This is a genomic window from Streptococcus mitis (assembly GCF_946188375.1).
In the GTDB taxonomy this organism is placed as follows: domain Bacteria; phylum Bacillota; class Bacilli; order Lactobacillales; family Streptococcaceae; genus Streptococcus; species Streptococcus mitis_CX.
Map to the genome: position 1 here is coordinate 171,381 of NZ_CAMHUS010000002.1, position 22,164 is coordinate 193,544.

Annotated in this window: 20 protein-coding genes and 1 pseudogene; 10 read left to right on the forward strand and 11 right to left on the reverse strand. The window is 38.7% G+C overall.

Annotated features, from left to right (window positions below; translation table 11 throughout):
* Nucleotides 1-72 precede the first annotated feature (72 nt).
* The 4 genes from mnmA to N8M16_RS03405 form a co-directional block, all read right to left on the reverse strand.
* Nucleotides 73-1,194, reverse strand: a complete 1,122-nt coding sequence (mnmA, locus tag N8M16_RS03390; protein ID WP_261069626.1) for a tRNA 2-thiouridine(34) synthase MnmA — start codon at nucleotides 1,192-1,194, stop codon at nucleotides 73-75.
* 750 nt (nucleotides 1,195-1,944) lie between these two features.
* On the reverse strand, nucleotides 1,945-2,574 hold the full coding sequence (locus N8M16_RS03395) for an ABC transporter ATP-binding protein (protein WP_125392846.1): 630 nt from the start codon (nucleotides 2,572-2,574) through the stop codon (nucleotides 1,945-1,947).
* Nucleotides 2,571-4,679, reverse strand: coding sequence for a bacteriocin-associated integral membrane family protein (locus N8M16_RS03400; protein ID WP_261069627.1), 2,109 nt, complete (start codon nucleotides 4,677-4,679; stop codon nucleotides 2,571-2,573). The genes N8M16_RS03395 and N8M16_RS03400 overlap by 4 nt, the downstream gene beginning before the upstream one ends.
* 54 nt (nucleotides 4,680-4,733) lie before the next feature.
* The gene (locus tag N8M16_RS03405; RefSeq protein WP_001230190.1) at nucleotides 4,734-5,018 is read right to left on the reverse strand and encodes a lactococcin 972 family bacteriocin; all 285 of its coding nucleotides are present in this window, start codon (nucleotides 5,016-5,018) and stop codon (nucleotides 4,734-4,736) included.
* Nucleotides 5,019-5,400: 382 nt separating this feature from the next.
* On the opposite strand from N8M16_RS03405, the gene N8M16_RS03410 reads away from it, so the two are divergent.
* Entirely contained in the window at nucleotides 5,401-6,285 is an 885-nt protein-coding gene (locus N8M16_RS03410) for a helix-turn-helix domain-containing protein (protein ID WP_084930621.1), read from the forward strand.
* A gap of 105 nt (nucleotides 6,286-6,390) precedes the next feature.
* Here N8M16_RS03410 and N8M16_RS03415 read toward each other — a convergent pair whose 3' ends face one another.
* Nucleotides 6,391-6,978, reverse strand: coding sequence for a hypothetical protein (locus N8M16_RS03415; protein ID WP_261069628.1), 588 nt, complete (start codon nucleotides 6,976-6,978; stop codon nucleotides 6,391-6,393).
* 297 nt (nucleotides 6,979-7,275) lie between these two features.
* On the opposite strand from N8M16_RS03415, the pseudogene N8M16_RS03420 reads away from it, so the two are divergent.
* Nucleotides 7,276-8,140: pseudogene (locus N8M16_RS03420) on the forward strand (helix-turn-helix domain-containing protein).
* A gap of 51 nt (nucleotides 8,141-8,191) precedes the next feature.
* Here N8M16_RS03420 and apf read toward each other — a convergent pair.
* Complete coding sequence (apf, locus tag N8M16_RS03425) at nucleotides 8,192-8,842, reverse strand: aggregation-promoting factor (protein WP_261069629.1); 651 nt, start codon at nucleotides 8,840-8,842, stop codon at nucleotides 8,192-8,194.
* Nucleotides 8,843-9,081: 239 nt separating this feature from the next.
* Between apf and sdaAB the strand changes: the two genes are divergently transcribed.
* Genes sdaAB through N8M16_RS03440 form a run of 3 tightly spaced genes read left to right on the forward strand, consistent with a single transcriptional unit; the run spans nucleotide 9,082 to nucleotide 11,288 of the window.
* A complete protein-coding gene (gene sdaAB / locus N8M16_RS03430; protein WP_000838912.1) occupies nucleotides 9,082-9,753 on the forward strand; it encodes an L-serine ammonia-lyase, iron-sulfur-dependent subunit beta in 672 nt (223 codons plus the stop codon).
* A gap of 8 nt (nucleotides 9,754-9,761) precedes the next feature.
* A complete protein-coding gene (sdaAA, locus tag N8M16_RS03435; RefSeq protein ID WP_261069630.1) occupies nucleotides 9,762-10,634 on the forward strand; it encodes an L-serine ammonia-lyase, iron-sulfur-dependent, subunit alpha in 873 nt (290 codons plus the stop codon).
* A gap of 21 nt (nucleotides 10,635-10,655) precedes the next feature.
* A complete protein-coding gene (locus tag N8M16_RS03440) occupies nucleotides 10,656-11,288 on the forward strand; it encodes an HAD-IA family hydrolase (RefSeq protein ID WP_000200878.1) in 633 nt (210 codons plus the stop codon).
* A 113-nt stretch (nucleotides 11,289-11,401) separates the two neighbouring features.
* Here N8M16_RS03440 and N8M16_RS03445 read toward each other — a convergent pair whose 3' ends face one another.
* Together N8M16_RS03445 and N8M16_RS03450 are read right to left on the reverse strand one after the other, a co-directional pair.
* Nucleotides 11,402-13,252: a polysaccharide biosynthesis protein gene (locus N8M16_RS03445; protein WP_261069631.1), complete on the reverse strand. Its 1,851-nt coding sequence runs from the start codon at nucleotides 13,250-13,252 to the stop codon at nucleotides 11,402-11,404.
* Between the two features lie 85 nt (nucleotides 13,253-13,337).
* Nucleotides 13,338-14,168 carry a glycosyltransferase gene (locus N8M16_RS03450; RefSeq protein WP_261017549.1) on the reverse strand — a complete coding sequence of 277 codons (831 nt, stop codon included), beginning with the start codon at nucleotides 14,166-14,168 and terminating at the stop codon, nucleotides 13,338-13,340.
* 154 nt (nucleotides 14,169-14,322) lie between these two features.
* On the opposite strand from N8M16_RS03450, the gene N8M16_RS03455 reads away from it, so the two are divergent.
* The 5 genes from N8M16_RS03455 (at nucleotide 14,323) to N8M16_RS03475 (ending at nucleotide 18,604) form a co-directional block, all read left to right on the forward strand.
* The gene (locus N8M16_RS03455) at nucleotides 14,323-15,489 is read left to right on the forward strand and encodes a CynX/NimT family MFS transporter (protein ID WP_261056426.1); all 1,167 of its coding nucleotides are present in this window, start codon (nucleotides 14,323-14,325) and stop codon (nucleotides 15,487-15,489) included.
* 138 nt (nucleotides 15,490-15,627) lie between these two features.
* Entirely contained in the window at nucleotides 15,628-15,954 is a 327-nt protein-coding gene (locus N8M16_RS03460) for a PadR family transcriptional regulator (protein WP_000273858.1), read from the forward strand.
* Entirely contained in the window at nucleotides 15,941-16,534 is a 594-nt protein-coding gene (locus N8M16_RS03465) for a DUF1700 domain-containing protein (protein ID WP_000198703.1), read from the forward strand. Before N8M16_RS03460 ends, N8M16_RS03465 begins: the two co-directional genes overlap by 14 nt.
* Nucleotides 16,527-17,477 (forward strand): DUF4097 domain-containing protein, encoded by a 951-nt coding sequence (locus tag N8M16_RS03470; protein WP_261069632.1) that lies wholly within the window; start codon nucleotides 16,527-16,529, stop codon nucleotides 17,475-17,477. The genes N8M16_RS03465 and N8M16_RS03470 overlap by 8 nt, the downstream gene beginning before the upstream one ends.
* A gap of 62 nt (nucleotides 17,478-17,539) precedes the next feature.
* A complete protein-coding gene (locus N8M16_RS03475) occupies nucleotides 17,540-18,604 on the forward strand; it encodes a DUF6574 domain-containing protein (protein WP_261069633.1) in 1,065 nt (354 codons plus the stop codon).
* A gap of 236 nt (nucleotides 18,605-18,840) precedes the next feature.
* Here N8M16_RS03475 and N8M16_RS03480 read toward each other — a convergent pair whose 3' ends face one another.
* The 3 genes from N8M16_RS03480 to N8M16_RS03490 are packed head-to-tail and all read right to left on the reverse strand — an operon-like array spanning nucleotide 18,841 to nucleotide 22,146.
* On the reverse strand, nucleotides 18,841-20,871 hold the full coding sequence (locus N8M16_RS03480) for an ATP-binding cassette domain-containing protein (RefSeq protein WP_084887745.1): 2,031 nt from the start codon (nucleotides 20,869-20,871) through the stop codon (nucleotides 18,841-18,843).
* On the reverse strand, nucleotides 20,864-21,445 hold the full coding sequence (locus N8M16_RS03485) for a hypothetical protein (protein WP_020902116.1): 582 nt from the start codon (nucleotides 21,443-21,445) through the stop codon (nucleotides 20,864-20,866). Before N8M16_RS03485 ends, N8M16_RS03480 begins: the two co-directional genes overlap by 8 nt.
* 8 nt (nucleotides 21,446-21,453) lie before the next feature.
* On the reverse strand, nucleotides 21,454-22,146 hold the full coding sequence (locus tag N8M16_RS03490; RefSeq protein WP_020902117.1) for a hypothetical protein: 693 nt from the start codon (nucleotides 22,144-22,146) through the stop codon (nucleotides 21,454-21,456).
* Between the last annotated feature and the right edge of the window lie 18 nt (nucleotides 22,147-22,164).

Genomic DNA, 22,164 nt, shown 5'->3' on the forward strand with positions numbered 1-22,164 from the left:
GCAACATCCATGAGCTTTGACCATCATTTCTATTGCTTTTATTATTGTAGCAAATTGAGAAAATTTGTCAATCTAAATGTACTGACAAACTTGTCCATCGCGGTAAGCATTGTCAATCAAACCGCCACCTAGACACTCTTCGCCCTCGTAAAAGACAACTGCCTGTCCTGGTGTAATCGCGCGTTGCGGTTCTGCAAAGATGACCTCTGCCTTATCTCCTTTGACATGGATGGTCACCTTCGAATCAGGCTGACGGTAGCGGAATTTTGCTGTGCATTCTAGCGTAAATTCCTCTGGCATCTCACGAGTAAAGTGAACTTGACTAGCTTCTAGGCTAGTTGACATGAGCGAGTCATGGTAGAAACCTTGACCGACATAGAGGATATTCTTGCTTAGGTCTTTTCCGACAACGAACCAAGGGGCATTGTCACCACCGTGTTGCCCACCGATACCAAGTCCACCACGCTGACCAATCGTATAGTACATAAGCCCAGCATGCTCGCCCATATCGCGACCATCCACAGTCATCATGCGACCAGGCTGAGCTGGCAGGTAGTTGCTGAGGAAATTTTTAAAGTTCTTTTCTCCGATAAAGCAAATCCCTGTCGAGTCTTTCTTCTTAGCAGTCGCAAGGCCTGCTTCTTCTGCTAGTTTTCGCACTTCAGGCTTTTCCAAATGTCCTAGTGGGAACATGGTTTTTTGAAGTTGTTCTTGCGAAAGCTGGCTGAGGAAATAGGTTTGGTCCTTGCCATTGTCCACGCCACGAAGCATGTGAACGATGCCATCCTCATCACGCGCTACTCTAGCATAATGCCCAGTCGCCACATAGTCTGCCCCCAAGGTCATAGCATAGTCCAAAAAGGCCTTGAACTTGATTTCCTTGTTGCACATAACGTCTGGATTTGGCGTGCGCCCTGCACGGTATTCCGCTAGGAAATACTCGAAAACGCGGTTCCAGTACTCTTTTTCAAAATTGACAGAGTAGTAAGGAATGCCGATCTGGTCTGCCACCACAGCCACATCCTTGTAATCTTCGGTCGCCGTACAGACGCCGTTTTCGTCTGTGTCATCCCAGTTCTTCATGAAGATACCGATCACATCGTAGCCCTGCTCCTTGAGCAAAAGAGCCGTCACCGACGAATCAACACCACCACTCATCCCCACAACAACACGTGTTTTAGAGTTATCACTCATGGTAAGTCTCCCATCTATTCGTTTATTTATACCCCTCAAAATTCTATTTACTATGACTTTCAATAGAATTTCTTCGAGTATAGTCTTTTCGTTTGCTTTTAGGACTAGGCAACGAGTCGCAGGCATAACTTGAGTTAGGCAAGACGAGTTAACGACGTAATAAAAGATAAACGAAATGACTAGTTCACGATTGAAGGTCGTGTGTGCTTAACGATTGAAGGTCGCTTGAGCAGTATTCATTATAACATGCTTGGTTAGAGAAGACAAGAAAGAGGCTGATAATCTACAAGCCTCTTTTATAAAATAATCAATCCTTCAACAAAATCCATTGTTGAAATGCTGTTCTAAACCATTGATCGCTCAGATTTCCCAGAATAGAGCTGTCCTAACTATCGAATAGATTAAATCCATACATATCCACGCAATTCTACGTTTAGAATTGCCATAAAATAAATGTTTTAGGGATATTCTAAATCTTTGACTGCTTAAAATTTTACGTTCTGAAGGATTTTAAAGCTAGAATAGCATAAAAATCATGAAAACTGAACTATTCGAAGCTTCAGAGTCATACGATTTCCATAGGAAGTATCTTTTTAGTACGTGTGGTTAGGAGGTGATTTTAGGGAATCTCCCAAAAACAACCGATTTCCTATTTTTATCAATCAAAAAATGTTGATAAATGAGTGTTTTAAAATTAAATTTTAAAGGTATCCTTAAATTTAAAGATTTTTGATAAGATTTCTGTATTTTTTACAATTCAATGATCCGATGACATTGTTGGGCTACATAAGCATCGTGGGTCACAATAATAACTGTTTTCCCCTCGCGATTCATCTCTAAGAGAAATTTCAAGACCAAATCTCTATTTTCAGGGTCCAGCGAACCTGTAGGTTCATCGGCTAAAATCAGCTGGCTGGGTTTTAAGATGGCTCTAGCAACTGCAATTCGTTGTTGCTCCCCACCAGACAACTCGGAAACCTTTTGATGCAAAGTAGCTGACAAACCTACTCTCTCTAAAATCTCTTCCACCTTTTTGAGCTTGTCTTTCTTAGACAATTTCACATATTTCAGTGCCAGCATGAGATTGTACTCGACCGTTTCATCATCAATCAAGGCAAAATTTTGAAACAGATAAGAGATATGTTCACGGATTATTGTTTGTGCCTTGGCAGAATTAACCGCTAGATTTGTCTGACCAAAAATCTCATACCGTCCACTATATTCACCATCTATCAAACCTAATAAATTTAACAAGGTCGACTTGCCACTACCACTTTTTCCAACGATGGCAACCAAATCTCCCTGATCAATCCTGAGAGATAAGTGATCCAAAATCACTTTTCTCCCAATGGTTTTGGTAATATTTTCCAACTCAATCATAAGATGCCCCCTTTCAATAACTCTACTAGACTTCTTTTCTCCATCCTAGAAGCCAAGACTAGCACAAATAGTATATCCAGACATGTAAAGCCTGCAAACAGCAGGAGTGGCAAGAGCGCATGGGCAAAGAAAATCAATACTAGAAGAGGGAAACTATAGCCCAGCAAGAGCAGAACGAGGAGAGGGCGGTAGCGATCGACCAGTTTCCACCCCATAAACTTCTTGGTAATGATATCTGTTCGCTTCAATAAGAAGGTTGTTACTAATAAGAAGTAGGAAATCATCATGCTAAGGAGACCAAACAAAGCAAAGAGTATATTAAGATTTCGAACTGCATCTCGATAAGAATCTACTTTCTCTTGTTGAATGGCTTGAAGCGATGAAAATTTTAAATAATTCCCATCTGATAATTTCTCAACTAACTCCGTAATCACTTTTTGATTTTGTTCTGTATTTTCAACTTTCATAGGATTGTTTAAACCTGTCGTTGACAAGCGAGTCTTTTCTTCCCACATCATGTCTTGATCATTTACCAGACTAATGATTGGATTGTGGAGGTTTTCCTTTCGCTCATTATTATAAGGGAAGAATGACCAATCTCCTTCATAGTAGGCAATTTCTACATCCATATCTTCTATTGTTTGCTTTTGCTGATCTTCATACCTCAGAGAAAGATAGGCTATGGATTTTCCCAAGAACTGATTCTTACCTTCTTGTCCTTTATCACTGGCTGGCATCAAAATAACTTTTTTAGTGCTGGTATCTGGTAACTTGAATCCCTTGCTCTTTAGAAAATTGCTATTAGCATAGTAAACATCTACCTTATCAGGCAGTTGGTACTGCTGTACTTGTTCAGCTTTGATGACTGGTTTGATAGGAAGACTCGCACTTCGCACATAATTTACTTGTATTTTTGCTAGCAAATCTTGATAAAATTGGTAGAAATAATCTGTAGATTTCCCTGACCCTGCTAGCTCTTCTTGCCACAGGTTATCATTGAGTTGGAAGGTTTCTAAGGTCAAGTAATTCCCTTGGCTTACCCACTGTTGCTGATAAGCAAGTTCTTTGTTTTCTTGTTCTAGACTTCTGCCCACCCCAATCAGTAAGACCGTCAGTAAAATAGTTGTCCCTATTTTCATCACATAATTGAAGATGAGACCAAGTTTGACAGATGAAAAACCTTTCAACATGGAACTAACTGTCATTTTCTGAATCATCAGGTAAGTCAACCAACTGATAAACAAATACAACTGTAAAAGCAGAAATTGGGATAAGAGTAAACTTGGGAACAGAAGTTTTGGCCTGTAGTCCAGCACTAAAAATAGTCCCAAGTCAATGATAAGACTTCCACCCAAGAGAAGATAAAAATTAGTCTTTACAAAACCAGCTAAAATCGCCCCGCTTTGAAAACCAAGTAACTTTTGAACCCCCACTCGTTTCATCTCCATCATCGGCTGATAAACTGTTACTAACACAAGAAGTAAAATAGCCAAGACAAAAACAATGGCAGATAAAAGCAAATCTCGATTTATGACTTCCACTGCACTTTTATAGGTAGGCTCTAGCAAAGTAGCCTGGTCTATCTTGAAAAAATCGCTCCATTTCTGTACAATCCTATCCTTATCCATCTCTTGTGTAGAAGTTATCGTATAGCGACCATTTAAACTACGAGATGTATCCTTGATATAGGTTTGAAAAGTTATAAGCTGAATAGGCTTGGCTTTTAGAAAGGTCGGTATCGTACCAAGTTTATTAGAAATTTTTTTATTACTGTAGACTCCTTCACCATCTGTGGTAAAATCAAGAGAAGAAATCCCAAACTCTTGGTAGGGGAAGGTATCTTTATCAAAAACACCAGACTTGATTACCTCATCACCACTGTCTGTTTTGATGATGGAGACTTTGTACTCCTTTGATACATCCTCAAAAAATCGAAGAACAGACGCTGCAGGTTCGTTAATATCTTTCAAATACAAATCCAAAGAATCTACAGTCTTTCCCATTTCCCGAATCCGAACCGCTTCACGTGTGTAGTTTACATTAAAAACAAAAAAAGTGGTACACAGCAACAGCAGAAACATACAAAGATGACTGATTTTTTTCATAAAAGTACCTCCACTAAAGTTTTCCCTCTCCTAATAGGAGAGGGAAAATTTCACTTAAAATCCATAGAAATATTCTAATCCTGTTGGCGGAATTTTATTAAGGGAAGCTTGAGCCCAAACCTCGGGATCTTCACGATCCTTAGAGATTCTACCTCCATGCTTGACAGTTGCTGTATGAGATCGAGTAGAATGTAAATAATCAGAATATCCAAAAGTTCCTGTCCAACCTACTCCATAGTTCCATTGACCACCATCAACCCATTCTGCTAAAGCATTTGTAGTAGCAAGTATACCACATACCATTAAAGATGCAACACCAATTCTAACTAATTTTCTCATGATTTATTTCTCCTATTATCGAGAGCTGTTCCGTAGAAACAGCTATAGTAATTTATCAACAAGTATCGTAGTCCATTGGACTCATCTTCCTTTCATTTTTACAACTAGCGCATTATATCGGCCAGTTCCATGGGAAAACCGTAGCAATGCTGAATAAGAAAGCAAGAATAACTAAAAAACGAAAAACTTTTTTATTCATACTCTTTCCCTCCTATCTGTATTTCGTATCTATAGTATACCTCTTCTTTACTCTATTTTAAAATTAGTTAACTTTTTTCACACACTATTTTAGTTTTCTTTTTTACTATTTCTGTTACTATGATACAATATTTTTAACTAGATTTTATTATTTGTTAACTTTTTTCACTAAAAGGAGAAAATCATGCGTTATGATTTTGGAAAGGTCTATAAAGAAATACGTGAGTCAAAAGGATTAACCCAAGAAGAGGTCTGTGGAAATGTCATCTCAAGAACCAGCCTATCAAAGATTGAAAGCGGCAAGGCAACTCCCAAATATGAAAATATGGAATTTCTTCTCCGTCAAATCAATATGAGTTTTGAAGAGTTTGACTACATCTGCCATCTCTATCAACCGAGCCAACGAACAGAAATCATACAAACTTATCTTAATATGAGTTCTATCATTGGCAACAGTAGTCTAGTTGATTTTTTTGAAACATGCCAAAACTATCTCAAGACCCATCATGACCTCCCTATAGAAGAAATCAGGGATATGCTGGAAGTTGTCATTCATATCCGTCAACATGGTACAGAGCAACTATCAGACCAAGTGAAACAGACTATCAAAAAACTTTGGGAAAAAATTGAAAAACAAGATACATGGTATGAAAGTGACCTAAAAATCCTCAATACCATCCTTTTCAGCTTTCCCATTGATCACCTCCATCTCATTACTGGAAAAATCCTGCAACGCTTAGAAGTCTATAAAAACTACCAACATTTATATGACTTACGAATGGCAATCCTACTCAATCTGTCCACCATTTACTTATATCATCAAGACAAAAACATGTGTCAACAAATCTGCTACACTTTACTGGAGGATGCCAAGAACAAGAAAAGCTACGATAGGCTTGCTATCTGCTATGTCCGTATTGGGATTTGTACAGACGATTCTAAACTTATCCAAAAAGGGTTCTCCCTTCTGGAGCTAACCGAAGAAACTTCTATGCTGTCTCATCTCAAAAAAGAAGTAGAGACCCATTATCAACCGAAGGAAAGAGAAAAAAGCTTAGCTTCTAAATAAAACCACACTGTCATTCCAATCTTGAACACAATCAAGTTGAAAGGAACACTGTGTGGTTTTTGAATGTTTGAACGTTCAGAGATTCGTTTTTTGAGTCATTGTCTATTAGAATGTCCTTTTATCTGTCAATAATCCTAAAAAATCTTGTCTCTTTAAGTCTGAGAAGTGTTTGGTAGAAAGGCTTCCTTTTTGAAGTCCATCATCTCTAACCTGTAAATAATAGCTATGTTGGTTTGTTTTAATCGTCAAAAAGTCTCCAAATACAAAGGCTCTTTTCCAGTTGCGAATCTCAAATTCTTTCATCTCTGATTTTGGAATGCGGATAAGTCCTTGCCGCAAATCACGATGGTGCTCACTTGTGAAAGTCATCCCATTCCCAAGATTTCTTATCAGTAGTTCATCTGGGGTCACCATCACCAGCGCTATTTTAGTTAAGAAAATTTCAACTGTTGGTGGTAAAATCGCCAAATTAAACCAGGGATGTAGGTAGCGATAGGCTAAGAAATAATGAGACTCCTCACCCAATCCTAGTTGTTTATATAAGGCCTTGACCTCACTATCTAACCTCGCTTCAAAAGACACATCCGAATGCTCTTCTTCCTTCCTCTGATTAAAATAACGCATCCAGACTAGGAAACCTATAAAGACTATGATAAATATTCCTGATAAGATATATTTTAAATTGTAGTTCATCACTTAACCTCCTGATTCACTACTCCGCCTAAAGCAGAGACCTATCTATTTTGAAAATAGTTCCATAACAACTTTAAATAAGACTGGTGTCATTAAAATGAGGGTAATTCCTATCACAAATATCATGACTACTCGAACAAGTTCCTTATTTTTAAACATTTTTCCACCCCTTTTCTAACTACATCATAGTACTACTTAAGCTTATTTAGTTTTCTCCTTTACTTTCTATATTACTATTATACAATATTTTTGCTAGGATTTTATTGTTTGTTAACTTTTCACGAAAAGAAGAAAATTATGCAATATGATTTCGGGAAAGGTCTATAAAGAAATACGCGAGTCAAAAGGATTGACCCAAGAAGAGGTCTGTGGGAGTGTCCTCTCAAGAACCAGCCTATCAAAGATTGAAAGTGGCAAGGCAACTCCTAAATATGAAAATATGGATTTTCTTCTCCGACAGATTAATATGAGTTTTGAAGAGTTTGACTACATCTGCCATCTCTATCAGCCGAGCCAACGAACAGAAATCATGCAAACTTATCTCAATATGAATTCCACCATTGGTGGCAGTGGTCTAGTTCATTTTTTTGAAACATGCCAAAACTATCTCAAGACCCATCACGACCTGCCTATAGAAGAAATCAGGGATATGCTTGAAGTTGTCATTCATATTCGTCAACATGGTACAGAGCAACTGTCAGACCAAGTGAAACAAACTGTCAAAAAACTTTGGGAAAAAATTGAAAAACAAGATACATGGTATGAAAGTGACCTAAAAATCCTCAATACCATCCTTTTCAGCTTTCCTATTGAACACCTCCATCTCATCACTGAAAAAATCTTGCAACGCTTGGAAGTCTATAAAAACTACCAACATTTATATGACTTACGAATGGCAATCCTACTCAACCTTTCCACCATTTACTTATACCATCAAGACAAAAACATGTGTCAACAAATCTGCTATACTTTACTAGAGGATGCCAAGAATAAGAAAAGCTACGATATGCTTGCTATCTGCTATGTCCGTATTGGGATTTGTAGGGATGATGCCAAACTTATCCAAAAAGGGTTCTCCCTTCTAGAGCTGACCGATGAAACTTCCATTCTAGCCTTTCTCAAAAAAGAAGTGGAGATCTATTATCAACCGAAAGAAATATAAAAAAGTCGAGGGATTTCCTCGACTTTTTCAAATTATTCTGTTCATTATTTCTTAATACCAGCCGTTGTTAAGCCAGAAGTTTTTAGCAGCTGACCATGAACCGTAACGTCCTGCAACGTAGGCATCTGCTACACGTTCTTGGTTTTCAGCTGAGTAATCACCATTCAAGTATGAATCTGTCAATTGGTAACGTCCGATGTATTGGCCGTTTGTAGCTGTGTAGCTACCACCTGATTCTTTTTGTGCAATCCATTCTTTAGCTTCTGCTTCAGATCCGCTTACAGTTGCAGCTGGTGCTGAAGTTTCTGCTGTAGCAACAGTTTCTTCTGCTGCAGATGTGCTTGCCACTGGAGCTGCTTCTTCTGCTACTTCTGTAGTTTCTTCTACTGGAGCTGAAACAGTTTCATCTTGAGAAGCTGGGGCTGCATAAGTAGTTGGCGCTGGTGTTGCAGCAAGAGCTACAGGGCCATCGATAACCAACTCTTGACCAACATAAATCATATGGATGTTGTCAATGTGGTTGTTTTCTGCCAATTTCTCAACAGTTGTGTTGTGAGTTTCAGCGATTTCTGAAAGTGTATCACCTTCTTTAACAGTGTAAGTTGATGATTCTTGAGCAGATACAAATGATGGAGCAAATACTGCAAACAAGGCAGCTACTCCTGCAAGAGTTGTTTTAATCTTTTTAGTTGTTGATTTCATATTCGAAAATTCTCCTTCTTTCTATAGTACTATCATACCCTTTAAATATTACTGTTTCTTGACACTTTTATGTAGAAATATTACAAAATTATTTTTTATTTCCCTAAATAAGCCATTTTTGTCATAAAAGTCGCTATTTTATGCTATTTGTGGCATTAAAAAGGTTTTCATCTACAATTAAAGTCAAGATACTCATTCTTTGATATAATAGAGATAAGAATTTTTATAAGGGGAAACTGATGAAATCACTTCGTTTTCAATCTGTCTTTGATATCATCGGACCAGTTATGATTGGCCCATCTAGTAGCCATACCGCTGGTGCTGTTCGTATTGGGAAGATTGTATCTTCCATTTTTGATGATACTCCGACAGAAGTCGAATTCCAACTATTTAACTCATTTGCCAAGACTTATCGTGGTCACGGGACAGACCTAGCCCTTGTTGCTGGTATTTTAGGCATGGATACAGATGATCCTGAAATTCCAAACAGTCTGGAAATTGCCCACAAGCGTGGCATCAAGATTGTCTGGACTATTCAAAAAGACAGCAATGCTCCTCACCCAAACACCACTAAAATTACCGTCAAAAATGCTCACAAGACCATCAGTGTGACTGGTATTTCTATCGGGGGAGGGAATATTCAGGTAACCGAACTCAATGGCTTTGCCGTCTCTCTCAATATGAATACACCGACTATCATCATTGTTCATCAAGATATTCCAGGTATGATTGCCCTCGTAACAGAGGCTCTTTCACGCTATGGTATCAATATCGCCCAGATGAATGTTACTCGTGAAAAAGCTGGTGAAAAAGCCATTATGATTATCGAAGTTGACAGTCGCAACTGTGATGAGGCCATCGAAGAAATTCGAAAAATCCCTCATCTCCACAATGTTAATTTCTTTAAATAGGAGGAAGCATGTTTTATTCTATCAAAGAATTGGTCGAGCAAGCAGATCTGGACTTTCAAGGAAATGTCGCAGAACTCATGATTACAACAGAGTTTGAATTGACTGGTCGCGAACGTGAAGAAGTCTTCCTTCTCATGGAACGCAATCTAGAAGTCATGAAAGCCTCTGTCCAACTTGGCCTCAATGAAAATAAATCTCGTAGTGGCCTGACAGGTGGAGATGCTGCCAAATTGGATCACTACATCAAAAACGGAAAAACTCTGTCAGATTACACGATTCTCTCTGCTGCCCGAAATGCCATTGCAGTCAATGAACACAATGCCAAAATGGGCTTGGTTTGTGCCACTCCAACCGCTGGAAGTGCTGGCTGTCTGCCTTCCGTTCTCACTGCTGCTATTGAAAAATTAGACCTCAGCCACGAGCAACAGCTGGATTTTCTCTTTGCTGCCGGTGCCTTTGGACTAGTCATCGCAAACAATGCCTCTATCTCAGGTGCTGAAGGTGGCTGTCAGGCCGAGGTTGGTTCGGCCTCTGCTATGAGTGCTGCAGCCTTGACTCTAGCTGCCGGTGGAACACCTTATCAGGCCAGTCAGGCCACTGCCTTTGTCATTAAAAATATGCTAGGCCTCATCTGTGACCCTGTTGCCGGCTTGGTTGAAGTTCCCTGTGTTAAACGTAATGCCATGGGAGCTAGCTTTGCCTTCATCGCAGCAGACATGGCCCTGGCAGGTATCGAATCTAAAATTCCTGTGGATGAAGTTATCGATGCCATGTACCAAGTAGGAGCAAGCATGCCAACTGCCTTTCGTGAAACAGCTGAAGGTGGACTCGCTGCCACCCCTACTGGTCGTCGCCTCCAAAAAGAAATTTTCGGAGAATAACTTATCAAAATAGGAGAAACCATGACCTCTATCACAGCTATCTTTTTCGATCTGGATGGAACCCTCGTTGACAGTTCTATCGGGATTCACAATGCCTTTACCCATACCTTTAAGGAGTTGGGGGTACCTAGCCCTGATGCCAAAACTATTCGTGGTTTTATGGGACCGCCCCTCGAAAGTAGTTTTGCGACCTGCCTTCCCAAAGACCAAATTTCTGAGGCTGTCCAGATATACCGTTCTTACTATAAGGAGAAAGGCATCCATGAAGCTCAACTCTTTCCTCAGATTGTAGACTTGCTTGAGAAGTTATCGAGCAATTACCCTCTTTATATCACCACTACAAAGAATACTCCAACCGCTCAAGACATGACTAAAAACTTGGAAATCTATCATTTCTTTGATAGCATTTATGGTTCCAGCCCTAAAGCACCCCATAAGGCAGATGTCATTCGCCAAGCCTTGCAGGCACATCAACTAGCACCGGAACAAGCCATCATCATCGGAGATACCAAGTTTGATATGATGGGAGCTCAAGAAACAGGCATTCAGAAATTGGCCGTCACTTGGGGATTTGGAGAGCAAGCAGACTTGCTAAACTATCATCCTGATTTTATCGCTCACAAACCCATAGAAGTTTTGGAGTATTTTCAATAATATAACGGAGACTGGGCGACAACCCCATTTCAGAAGAAAATAAAGTAAGTCTCTACATAACAAAACGCATATTACCAAGGTTTCAAGTCCTGATAATATGCGTTTTGCTTTTTTTATTCAACGTGGGTTGTTTGATTTGCAAAGGCGATAATGGCTTGCTTCAATTCATCTCCACTGAGAGTTCGGAACTCTTCAATTTTTTGGTCGATAGCTTCTAGAGGCATGACATTAACCTTACCAACGAAAATCTTATCCATAACCTGGTTATCAACAAGTTCGGTTGATACCAAGAGTTCTTCGTAAAGTTTTTCGCCTGGGCGGATTCCAACTTCAACAATTGGAATTTCGCTTTCGGTGTGCCCACTTAGAAGGACCATTTTCTTAGCCAAGTCATAAATCTTGACTGGTTTGCCCATATCAAGGATAAAGACTTCTCCATCCTTGGCATAAGCACCAGCATGGATAACCAGACGGCTAGCTTCTGGAATGGTCATAAAGTAACGGGTCATGCGGAAGTCTGTCACCGTTACAGGACCACCTTCAGCAATCTGACGTTCAAAGACTGGAATCACACTACCACGGCTACCAAGAACATTTCCAAAACGAACTGCACAGTAGGTCGATTGGCTACGTTGGTTAAAACCAGTGACAATCAACTCCGCCACGCGCTTGGTTGCTCCCATAACATTTGGTGGATTAACCGCCTTATCTGTCGAAATCATAACCATCTTAGGTACTTTGGCTTCATCAACAGCTCTAGCAACATTGTAGGTTCCGCGGATATTGTTTTTGAAGGCTTCTTTTGGATTGCGCTCCATCATAGGAACGTGCTTGTGGGCTGCCGCATGATAAACAATAGCTGGCTTGTACTGCTCAAAGACTTGTAACAAACGATCATAGTCTTGAATATCGGCAATAACTGGTACATAATCAATCCCTTGGAACTTGCGAATCAATTCATGATACACAAGGTAAATTGAATTTTCCCCGTGACCGAGCAAGACGATGCGTTCAGGATTGAAACGACTAACTTGGCGACAGATTTCAGAACCGATTGAGCCACCAGCACCTGTGACTAAGATTGTCTTACCTGTCAGTTCTGCGCCCAGACGCGATTCGTCAAGACGAATTTCCTGACGACCCAAAAGGTCCGTAATATCAATTTTTTGGAAGCCAGTACCTGCTTGGTGAAGGCCTTGAACAACAGTTTCAACCTTAGGCATCTTGTAACATTTGACACCCAGCTTATTACACATCTGCAAGATACGTTCATATTCTGACGGGTCAAGCGACGGAATCGCAACGATAACACGCTCGATTTGATGGCGTTTGGCTAATTCAGGCAGATCATCATATGAACCCAAAACAGGGATTCCACCAAGTTTTTGGCCCTTTTTCTTAGAATCCTTGTCCAAAATACCGACAAGTTCTAATTCACTAGTTGGATGTTGGTAACTATCCATAAAGAGGGCCCCACCATCACCAGCACCAATCAAGAAGGTTCGACGGTGTTCCCCATCACCACTGCCTTTTTTTCGTCTTGAATAGATTAGTTGCCAAGTAATCCGTGGCAATAAAATCAAGAAGGTACTCAACAAGATAAAGAGTACGATAAAACGGATGGAGAAGAGGGGCAAGAAGGCATAGCAGATACTATATGACAAGATACTGCTAGCAGTCACACCAAAAAAGATTTTCATGAAATCCGTAATCTTGCTGTAACGACTAATACTAGCGTTCAACCCCCAAAATCCAATCATCAATTGATAGAACAGGAAGGCCAAACTCGTATAGATAATGTAGTCAACAGGTGCTGGATTAATCAAGCCGTAGAATAAGATATAAGATACAATGATGGAAACCACCATACTCAAAATATCAAATATTCCCCAGAAAACCTGTTTTTGTTGTTTATTTAAAATTTCCACCAGATCAATCACATAATCTGTGAGTTTTTTATTCATAGAAATTTACTCCTCCTTAAAAGAGCCGAATAGTTATATTGTTATTATAACACTTTTTCTCTAGTTTACGATTTGCTACAATCTTTTAATTGCTTTTTCTTAACAGTTTCATAAAAATAAACTGTCGGACAAATCCGGGACAAAGGGCAACAATCATCTGAATGGCAACACTCTTGGCATATTCCATGTAAGAAATTTGCCCTCTCTTCAGCATCCGTTGACGAGCCTGACGATAGAGTTTGAGGTAACGCAGTCCCCCACGACGCTCAAACATCCCTGCTCCGACACGAACCTTACACAAGATTTGATCCAGATTTCCAGTCTTGGCTCCTGCAGCAATCATATTGAGCCAGAGGAGGTCATCCTCCATATAGAGGCCATCCTCATAGTTACCTGCCTTGAGAACCATGTCCTTCTTGAACATGACAGTCATGTGGTTAAAGGCACTTCTCATCCTTTGATAAGCCACAATCTCTGCATGTTGAGTCGGAACACGACGGTAAGAAACGATCTCATCAGGATTGTCAATAAACTCTGCAATATGTCCACCTAATAAGTCGAGCTTGTCCTTCTCCATTAGCTGAACCTGTTTCTCAAAACGGTCTGGAACAGCTATATCATCCGTATCCATACGAGCGATGATATCGTACTGACACTGCAAAACACCCTGTCGAAGAGCCAGACCCAAACCTTGATTCTGCTCAAGAGGATAGCGTTTCACTGGAATATCAGACTCAGCTTCAAGCTGGTCTAATACCTGATAGAGCTCAGGTGTCAAAGGCCCATCCTCAACCAGAACCAATTCGCTCGGTTTCAGGGTCTGATTTTGAACACTCTCAATAGCATCCTCTAAAAATGTCGGATTTTCCTTGATATAGACCGACATCAATACGCTGATTTTTTGCTTTTCAGACACAGTTTTTCTCCAATGTATAGATTTCCTTCCACTATTTTATCATAATTTTCAAGACTTTCCCATTTTTATCTTGAAAGCCCAAAACCTTACTTGACATTATAAGGAAAAAACCTTAAAATAAGCTGTTATTAAAATCAGCTAGAAGAGGTATTATATGAAAAAGCAATCACTCTTTTTTGTTCCAGGTATTATACTAATTGGTGTTTCCTTGCGGACTCCTTTTACTGTTTTACCCATTATTTTGGGAGATATTTCGCAAGGACTGGGAGTAGAAGTTAGTTCGCTTGGTGTCTTGACCAGCCTTCCTCTCCTCATGTTTACCCTCTTCTCGCTATTTTCTACCCGACTGGCTCAAAAAATCGGCTTGGAGCATCTCTTTACCTATAGCCTTTTCTTCTTGACCATCGGTTCTCTCATTAGACTAATCAATCTGCCTCTGCTCTATCTAGGAACCTTGATGGTTGGGGCAAGTATCGCAGTCATTAATGTTCTGCTTCCTAGTCTTATCCAAGCCAATCAACCAAAGAAAATTGGTTTTCTGACTACCTTATATGTAACCTCTATGGGGATTGCAACGGCTCTGGCCTCCTATCTGGCTGTGCCTATTACACAAGCCAGTTCTTGGAAAGGACTTATCATCCTCCTCACCCTGCTCTGCCTAGCAACTTTTTTGGTCTGGCTGCCTAATCACCGCTATAATCACAGACTGGCTCCACAAACCAAACAAAAAAGCAAAACAAAGGTCATGCATAATAAACAGGTCTGGGCAGTGATTGTCTTTGCAGGTTTTCAATCCTTGCTCTTTTACACCGCTATGACCTGGCTACCTACCATGGCCATCCATGCAGGCCTATCCAGTCACGAAGCTGGCTTGCTAACCTCTATCTTCTCTCTGATTAGCATTCCTTTTTCAATGACCATCCCAAGCCTGACAACCAGCTTGTCTACTCGCAACCGTCAGCTCATGCTCGCTCTGGTTTCACTAGCTGGTGTGGTCGGCATTTCCATGCTCTTCTTCCCAATCAATAATTTCTTTTACTGGCTTGCCATCCATCTCCTCATCGGAACCGCAACCAGCGCCCTCTTCCCCTATCTCATGGTCAACTTTTCACTCAAGACAAGCGCCCCTGAAAAGACTGCCCAATTGTCTGGTTTATCTCAAACAGGAGGCTATATCCTAGCAGCCTTTGGGCCAACCCTCTTTGGTTACAGTTTTGACCTTTTCCACTCTTGGGTGCCAGCTGTAGCTGCCCTCTTACTCGTCGATATCCTGATGACTGTGGCCCTCTTTACAGTGGACAGAGCTGATAAAATCCTTTAAACTTCTAGTTTTGGCTAGAAGTTTTTTATATATAAAAATTTTACACATTTCTCTTGACAGGGCTTTCATTTAGATGTACAATGTATGTGTAGAAAAATTATATATAAAAATCTTACACATTAGAAAAGGAGGTTTCCCATGTACTTTCCAACATCCTCTGCCTTGATTGAATTTCTCATCTTGGCCGTACTGGAGCAGGATGATTCTTATGGTTATGAGATTAGCCAGACCATTAAGCTTATCGCTAACATCAAAGAATCTACGCTCTATCCCATTCTCAAAAAATTGGAAGGCAATAGCTTTCTGACAACCTATTCTAGAGAGTTCCAAGGTCGCATGCGCAAATACTACTCCTTGACAAATGGTGGTATAGAACAGCTCGTGACCCTGAAAGATGAATGGGCACTCTATACAGACACCATTAATGGCATCATAGAAGGGAGTATCCGCCATGACAAGAACTGAATACCTGACTCAGCTAGAACTCTATCTCAAAAAACTGCCTCAGGCTGACCAAATTGAAGCCATGGACTATTTCAGGGAACTCTTTGACGATGCTGGAGTCGAAGGAGAAGAAGAACTCATCGCTAGCTTAGGAACTCCTAAGGAAGCAGCTCACGAAGTTCTCTCCAATCTTCTCGATAAAAAAATCAATGAAGCACCCGATCAAAAGAATAACCGACAAATTTTGCATATCGCCTTGTTAGCTCTCCTTGCAGCCCCCATCGGTATTCCTCTGGGAATCGCCATCCTCGTGTCCCTGTTCGCAATCTTTGTGGCAGCCTTGACTGTCATTCTGGCTTTCTTTGCAGTTTCCATACTTGGTATCATCGGCGGATTCCTATTTTTAGTTGAAAGTTTCACTGTCTTAGCCCAAGCTAAATCAGCCTTTATCTTGATTTTTGGTGCTGGTTTACTGGCTATCGGTGCTTCTTCGCTAGTCTTACTAGGTATTTCCTATGTAGCCCGCTTCTTCGGCCTACTCATTGTTCGCCTGGTGCAATTTGTTCTCAAAAAAGGAAAGAGAGGTGACCAGCATGCGTAAATGGACAAAAGGATTTCTCATTTTTGGTGTAGTGACTACCGTTATCGGATTTATCCTGCTCTTTGTAGGCATCCAATCTGACGGGATCAAGAGCCTACTTGCCATGTCCAAGGAACCTGTCTATGATAGTCGGATGGAAGAGCTGACCTTTGGCAAGGAAGTCGAAAACCTAGAGATCACTCTCCACCAACACGCGCTCACCATCACAGACTCTTTGGATGATCAAATCCACATTTCTTACCATCCATCACTCTCTGCTCACCATGATCTTGTTACGAATCAAAACGACAAAACTCTAAGCCTAACGGATAAAAAACTGTCTGAAACTCCGTTTCTCTCTTCTGGAATTGGCGGGATTCTCCATATCGCAAGTAGCTACTCTAGTCGTTTTAATGAAGTTATTCTCCAAGTTCCAAAGGGAAGAAGTCTAAAAGGGATCAACGTGTCAGCCAATCTTGGACAAACCAGTATCACTAATGCTAGTCTTGAAAATGCGACCATCAATACCAATAATGGCTATCTCCTCCGAATTGAAGGAAGTCGTATCAAAAACAGTAAACTCACAACACAAAATATTATCAATATCTTTGATACAGACCTTACAGATAGTCAGCTAGAGTCAACAAAACATCACATCCACGCTGAAAATATCCAAGTACATGGTAAGGTGGAATTGGTAGCGAAAACAGACCTACAACTGCTACTTTCCGAAGAAGAAAAACAAAGAGTCAACTTAGATCTTTCAACAAAACATGGCTCTATTCTTCATTTTTTAAGAGAAGGAAGGCGTTCGTTTAAAAACAAAGAAAACAAAAATGAACGATTAAGCAATCCTTATAAAACAGAAAAAGCAGATGCAAAAGATCAACTCATCGCAAGGGCAGAACAGGATATCTATCTACTCAAAGCAGAGGAACACGAGTCTTCTTCTAGAAATCGTTGACAAAAGCGCTTACATCTGCTACTATGGAAGCATATTTATCTAACTAAAAAGGAGGTTCTACCATGAAACAAGAATGGTTTGAAAGTAATGATTTTGTAAAAACAACAAGCAAGAACAAGCCTGATGAACAGGCCCAAGATGTTGCAGACAAGGCTGAAGAAACGATAGCTAATCTCGATACGCCAATTGAAAAAAATACTCAAGTAGAGGAGGAAGTCTCTCAAGCTGAGGTCGAACTGGAAAGCCAGCAAGAAGAGAAAATTGAAGCTCCTGAAGACAGTGAAGCGAGAACAGAAATAGAAGAAAAGAAAGCATTAGATTCTACTGAAGAAGAGTCAGACCTTTCTAAAGAAACAGAAAAAGTCACTATAGCTGAAGAGAGTCAAGAAGCACTTCCTCAGCAAAAACCAACCACGAAAGAGCCCCTTCTTATCAGTCAATCCTTAGAAAGTCCCTATATCCCCGACCAAGCTCCAAAATCTACGGATAGATGGAAAGAACAAGTGCTTGATTTTTGGTCTTGGCTAGTGGAGGCTCTCAAATCTCCTACAAGCAAGCTTGAAACAAGTAGCACACACAGCTACACAGCCTTTCTCTTGCTCATTCTGTTTTCTGCATCTTCCTTTTTCTTTAGTATCTACCACATCAAACATGCTTACTATGGACATATAGCAACTATGCATAATCACTTCCCTGAACAATTTGCTTCATTGAATCTCTTTTCGATTATCTCTATCCTAGTAGCAACAACACTCTTCTTCTTTTCATTCCTCTTGGGTAGTTTCGTCGTGAGACGATTTATCTACCAAGAAAAGGACTGGACGCTAGAAAAGGTTCTCCAACAATATAGTCAACTCTTGGCAATTCCAATCTTCCTCACTGCTATTGCTAGTTTCTTTGCCTTCTTTGATAGCCTGCGATTTACAGCCCTCTTGTGTGTGATTAGCATTGGAATCATTCTGCTTGCTAGTCTCCATATCATTACAAGGCCAAGTCAAGCAAGTGAAACCGACTCCTTCTATCAATTATTCTTGTCTGTCCTTGTGAACGGAGTCATTATCCTCCTCTTCTTTGTAGCTGAAGTGGCACTGATTGGAGATTATCTTCGTATCTTAGCCTTTCTTTAAGATTCAATCCTGTCATCCATGGCAGGATTTTTCTATACCAAAAAGCAAGTCGATTGACCTGCTTCTGATTTACTCTTCTTGTGCTAATGCTTTAAAATCTTTGTCCTAGGATGGGTTTTATTCCTAGAGTTCAGTAGTATGATAACGTTGCTATGAAGTTCGTTATTCCAAATATTATGCAAACTAGTTATATGTAAAATTAAGATTAGAAACCACCAATCTCCATTTATTAACTTTTAATGAAATTCATCCATATTAATAACTTTACCTGCTCTAGCAATAACATCCTTATCATGAGTCACGACAATAACAATCTTTTCCTCGTTCACTAATTTCTCAACCTCATTTAGAAATAATTCAGTTGAGTTTCTGTCCAAATTTCCTGTAGGCTCATCAAATAGATAGATGTCCTTTTCTTGCGATAAACTCCTCATGAGTAGAATTTTTTGTTTCTGACCTTGCGAAATATTGGTGGCTTTCCCATCAATCTGATGACTTAGAGCTATATTGAGATTCAGACTATCAAGATTATTTGATTCATAGTTTTCCTTATTAAATAGAGTGAAATTAATATTTTTTGAAACACTTCCAGGGAATACATGAAATTCAGATGAATACACGCTTAAATAATCTAAAATATTAGTCTCCTCTAAAGTAGAAAAACTTTCCATTCCATTCAGTACAATATCACCCTCTGTTGGAGAAGATAATCCCTGAATAATATTCAAAAGAGATGATTTCCCAGTTCCATTCCCGCCTGTAATAACGGTTAATTCACCACTATTGAACTCAAAATTTAATTTAGTAAACACCAATCTTTCATCCCATTTTTTACATAAATTCCGGCATGACAATTGTTCAATTTTAGATACTGGAATGGTAGCAAGATTACTTTCCATCCCTACTTCCTCTAGTCCAATAAACTCAAAGGAATATTGACTTTTTTTCAATGCTACCCAAGATGTAATTAAAGAATTTAAAATGCTGGATAACAGTAATAAAATCAAAATACTATTTGTATACTCCGATATATGTGCGTAATCTCTAATAATATTTACAGTAGCAAGCAAAAATGAACCAGTTAAACCAATAAATATCTGCGTAGAAGCTAATAATCTATTGGTAATATGTGTACTATCTAGTTTCGTTCCCAATAGTTCATTGAGTCTTTCATCAAATTCTTTGATGAAGTCGCTAGATTTTTGGAAACTTATAATATCTTGCAAACCATAAATTGTATTTTCTACCAGAGAACTAAAGTTAGAACTATTAGCAATAAATTCTCGCTGATTTTTTACAACTTTTCGTATTTCAAAATTGACATATAAACCAAGAATAGCTATAGATACGCATGTAACTGCGAAAATAATAATATTCAATTTTAATAGCAATAACAGTAGCAAACAAAACACTAAAAGCTGTACCTTTAAGTAAAATTTTTGCATAATACCTGTTGCTGATAACAATAAATTCCAAAAATAACTACTCACATACTCATAATTTTTAGTTAAAGAAAAATCATTTAATTGGTTCTTATAAAAAGAGGACAGAATATCATTTAAAAAATTATTCTCAATCTTTCCTTTTAATCTCGTTTCTAATATAGAGAACTGCCAATACAAATATGAAGCTAATATTATTGAAGCTAGGGTAAATAGTTGAATACTAAACTGAATGTTAAGTAGACCAGACATTGTTATTTGTAGTAAAAAAGCAATAGCAATAGGTAAACTAATTTTAGCTAATCCCAAGAAAAAGATTGCCAATTTTCTCTTCCAACCAAGTGAAGCTAGAAATCTATGATATAACTTATCTGCATAGCTTATCGTAACAATATCTTTTCTATCTTCTGAATTAACATTCTCATTCTTTTGAGGAATTAAAACAATTCCTACACTCTGACTAAAAAGTTCTAATCTTGAAATTTTCTCAATTTCCTCATTTGCAGGATCAGAAACAATCAATGAACTACTGTCTCCATCCAACACGACGATATAATGAGGCAAGCTAGCTCTTTCTACTACTAGTAAATAAGGAAATGATACGTTGTTTAACAAACTAGGAGTCTCAATTTGATAAGAATCCGCATCAATACCATAGCTTTTTAGTATATCTTCTATATCAAACAAAGACAGTCCTTGGTGGTTATTGTTATCAAATTGTAGACTATCTAAATGTTCTAATTTTGGGAAATAGTAAGAAATGATTGTCTTTACACAAGCCATTCCACAATCCAGCAAAGTTGCTTGTTTATAGTGACTAACCATTATTTTCTCCTTTTTCAACACTTATCTTACTATAACCATCAACTTCAATGACGCTATTCGAAGTTTGATTTGTCGTAGGAACCTTTAAAACTTCTCCTGTATTATTTGTATGCAAAGTATAGATTCCATCAAAATCTTTAGGAACTGTAATAGATACATCGCCAACAAGAGTATCTACAAAAATTTTTTCGAAAGTTGCATTTTTCCCTAAGGAAATGGTTACATATAACTTGTCTTTCCCTTGTGAACTCAAAGCCAAATTAAAGCCATGTTGTGAAAATGGAATATATAGACTATCTGAACTCATTTTAACGTTTTTAGTTATGTTATTCACTGATTCTTCGGAAACTTTTCCTTCTATTTGAACACTTGTTTCATCTGATTCACTCTTGACAACTTTAACATCAATTGCTTGCTTTGAACCATAAAACTCTAACGTTTTAATACTTTTAGAAGAAAGAGCCCACGATTGTTTTACACTGATTGTCGTCTCTCCTCGTTTTAAGGTTAATAAAATTCCAGCCACTACAAACAGTAACAACAGCCCAATTACAATTCCTATTTTTTTCATCATTAGTACTCCTACTTAAATTCTTTTTTACTGAATACAACAAACGCAAGTACAATCACTGCTATACTTACCAATATAGGATAGCCTACATTCGTAAGGGTAAATTGACTTACTCCAGGGGAAGTTTTCAAATTTAAAGTCATTAATAAATAGTCTCTCACACTCTCACCAGAGTTTGGAAGGACATAAACCAATAGGTTATCAAACAGTAAAATATAGAGTATATAAATCATACATGATTCATAAACCTTATCAAATATTTGAAAAATTAATAATGAGATACTGATAATAACCAAATAGTATGGTAGTTGATGTAAAAATGTCGAAACAATCAACACCAAGTCTCCCTCCAAATAGACGAGGGCTGTTAAACTATAAAAAATAGTTACATATAGGAAAGACAAACAAAAGGCTCCCAAAGTTTTATATAAAAATAACTTCCAACGTTGTTTTTCTTTTGTGAGGAGAATGTTAATCGTACGGAAACTATAATCTTCCCCCCAGAAAAATAAATTAGTAGAGATAAAAAGCAAAGGAATAAAACCACTCACATTTGAAATCAATACTCGAAATGCTGGTTCATCTTCATTCGATGACTTAAAAAATAAGGAGAATAACAAAATCAATAATCCTATCAACAAACTAGGAAGTACTCCTCTTTTTTCCCAGTAAAATTTATACATATCTGCTTTAAGAGAATTCATGACTCTCCTCCTTTCTTA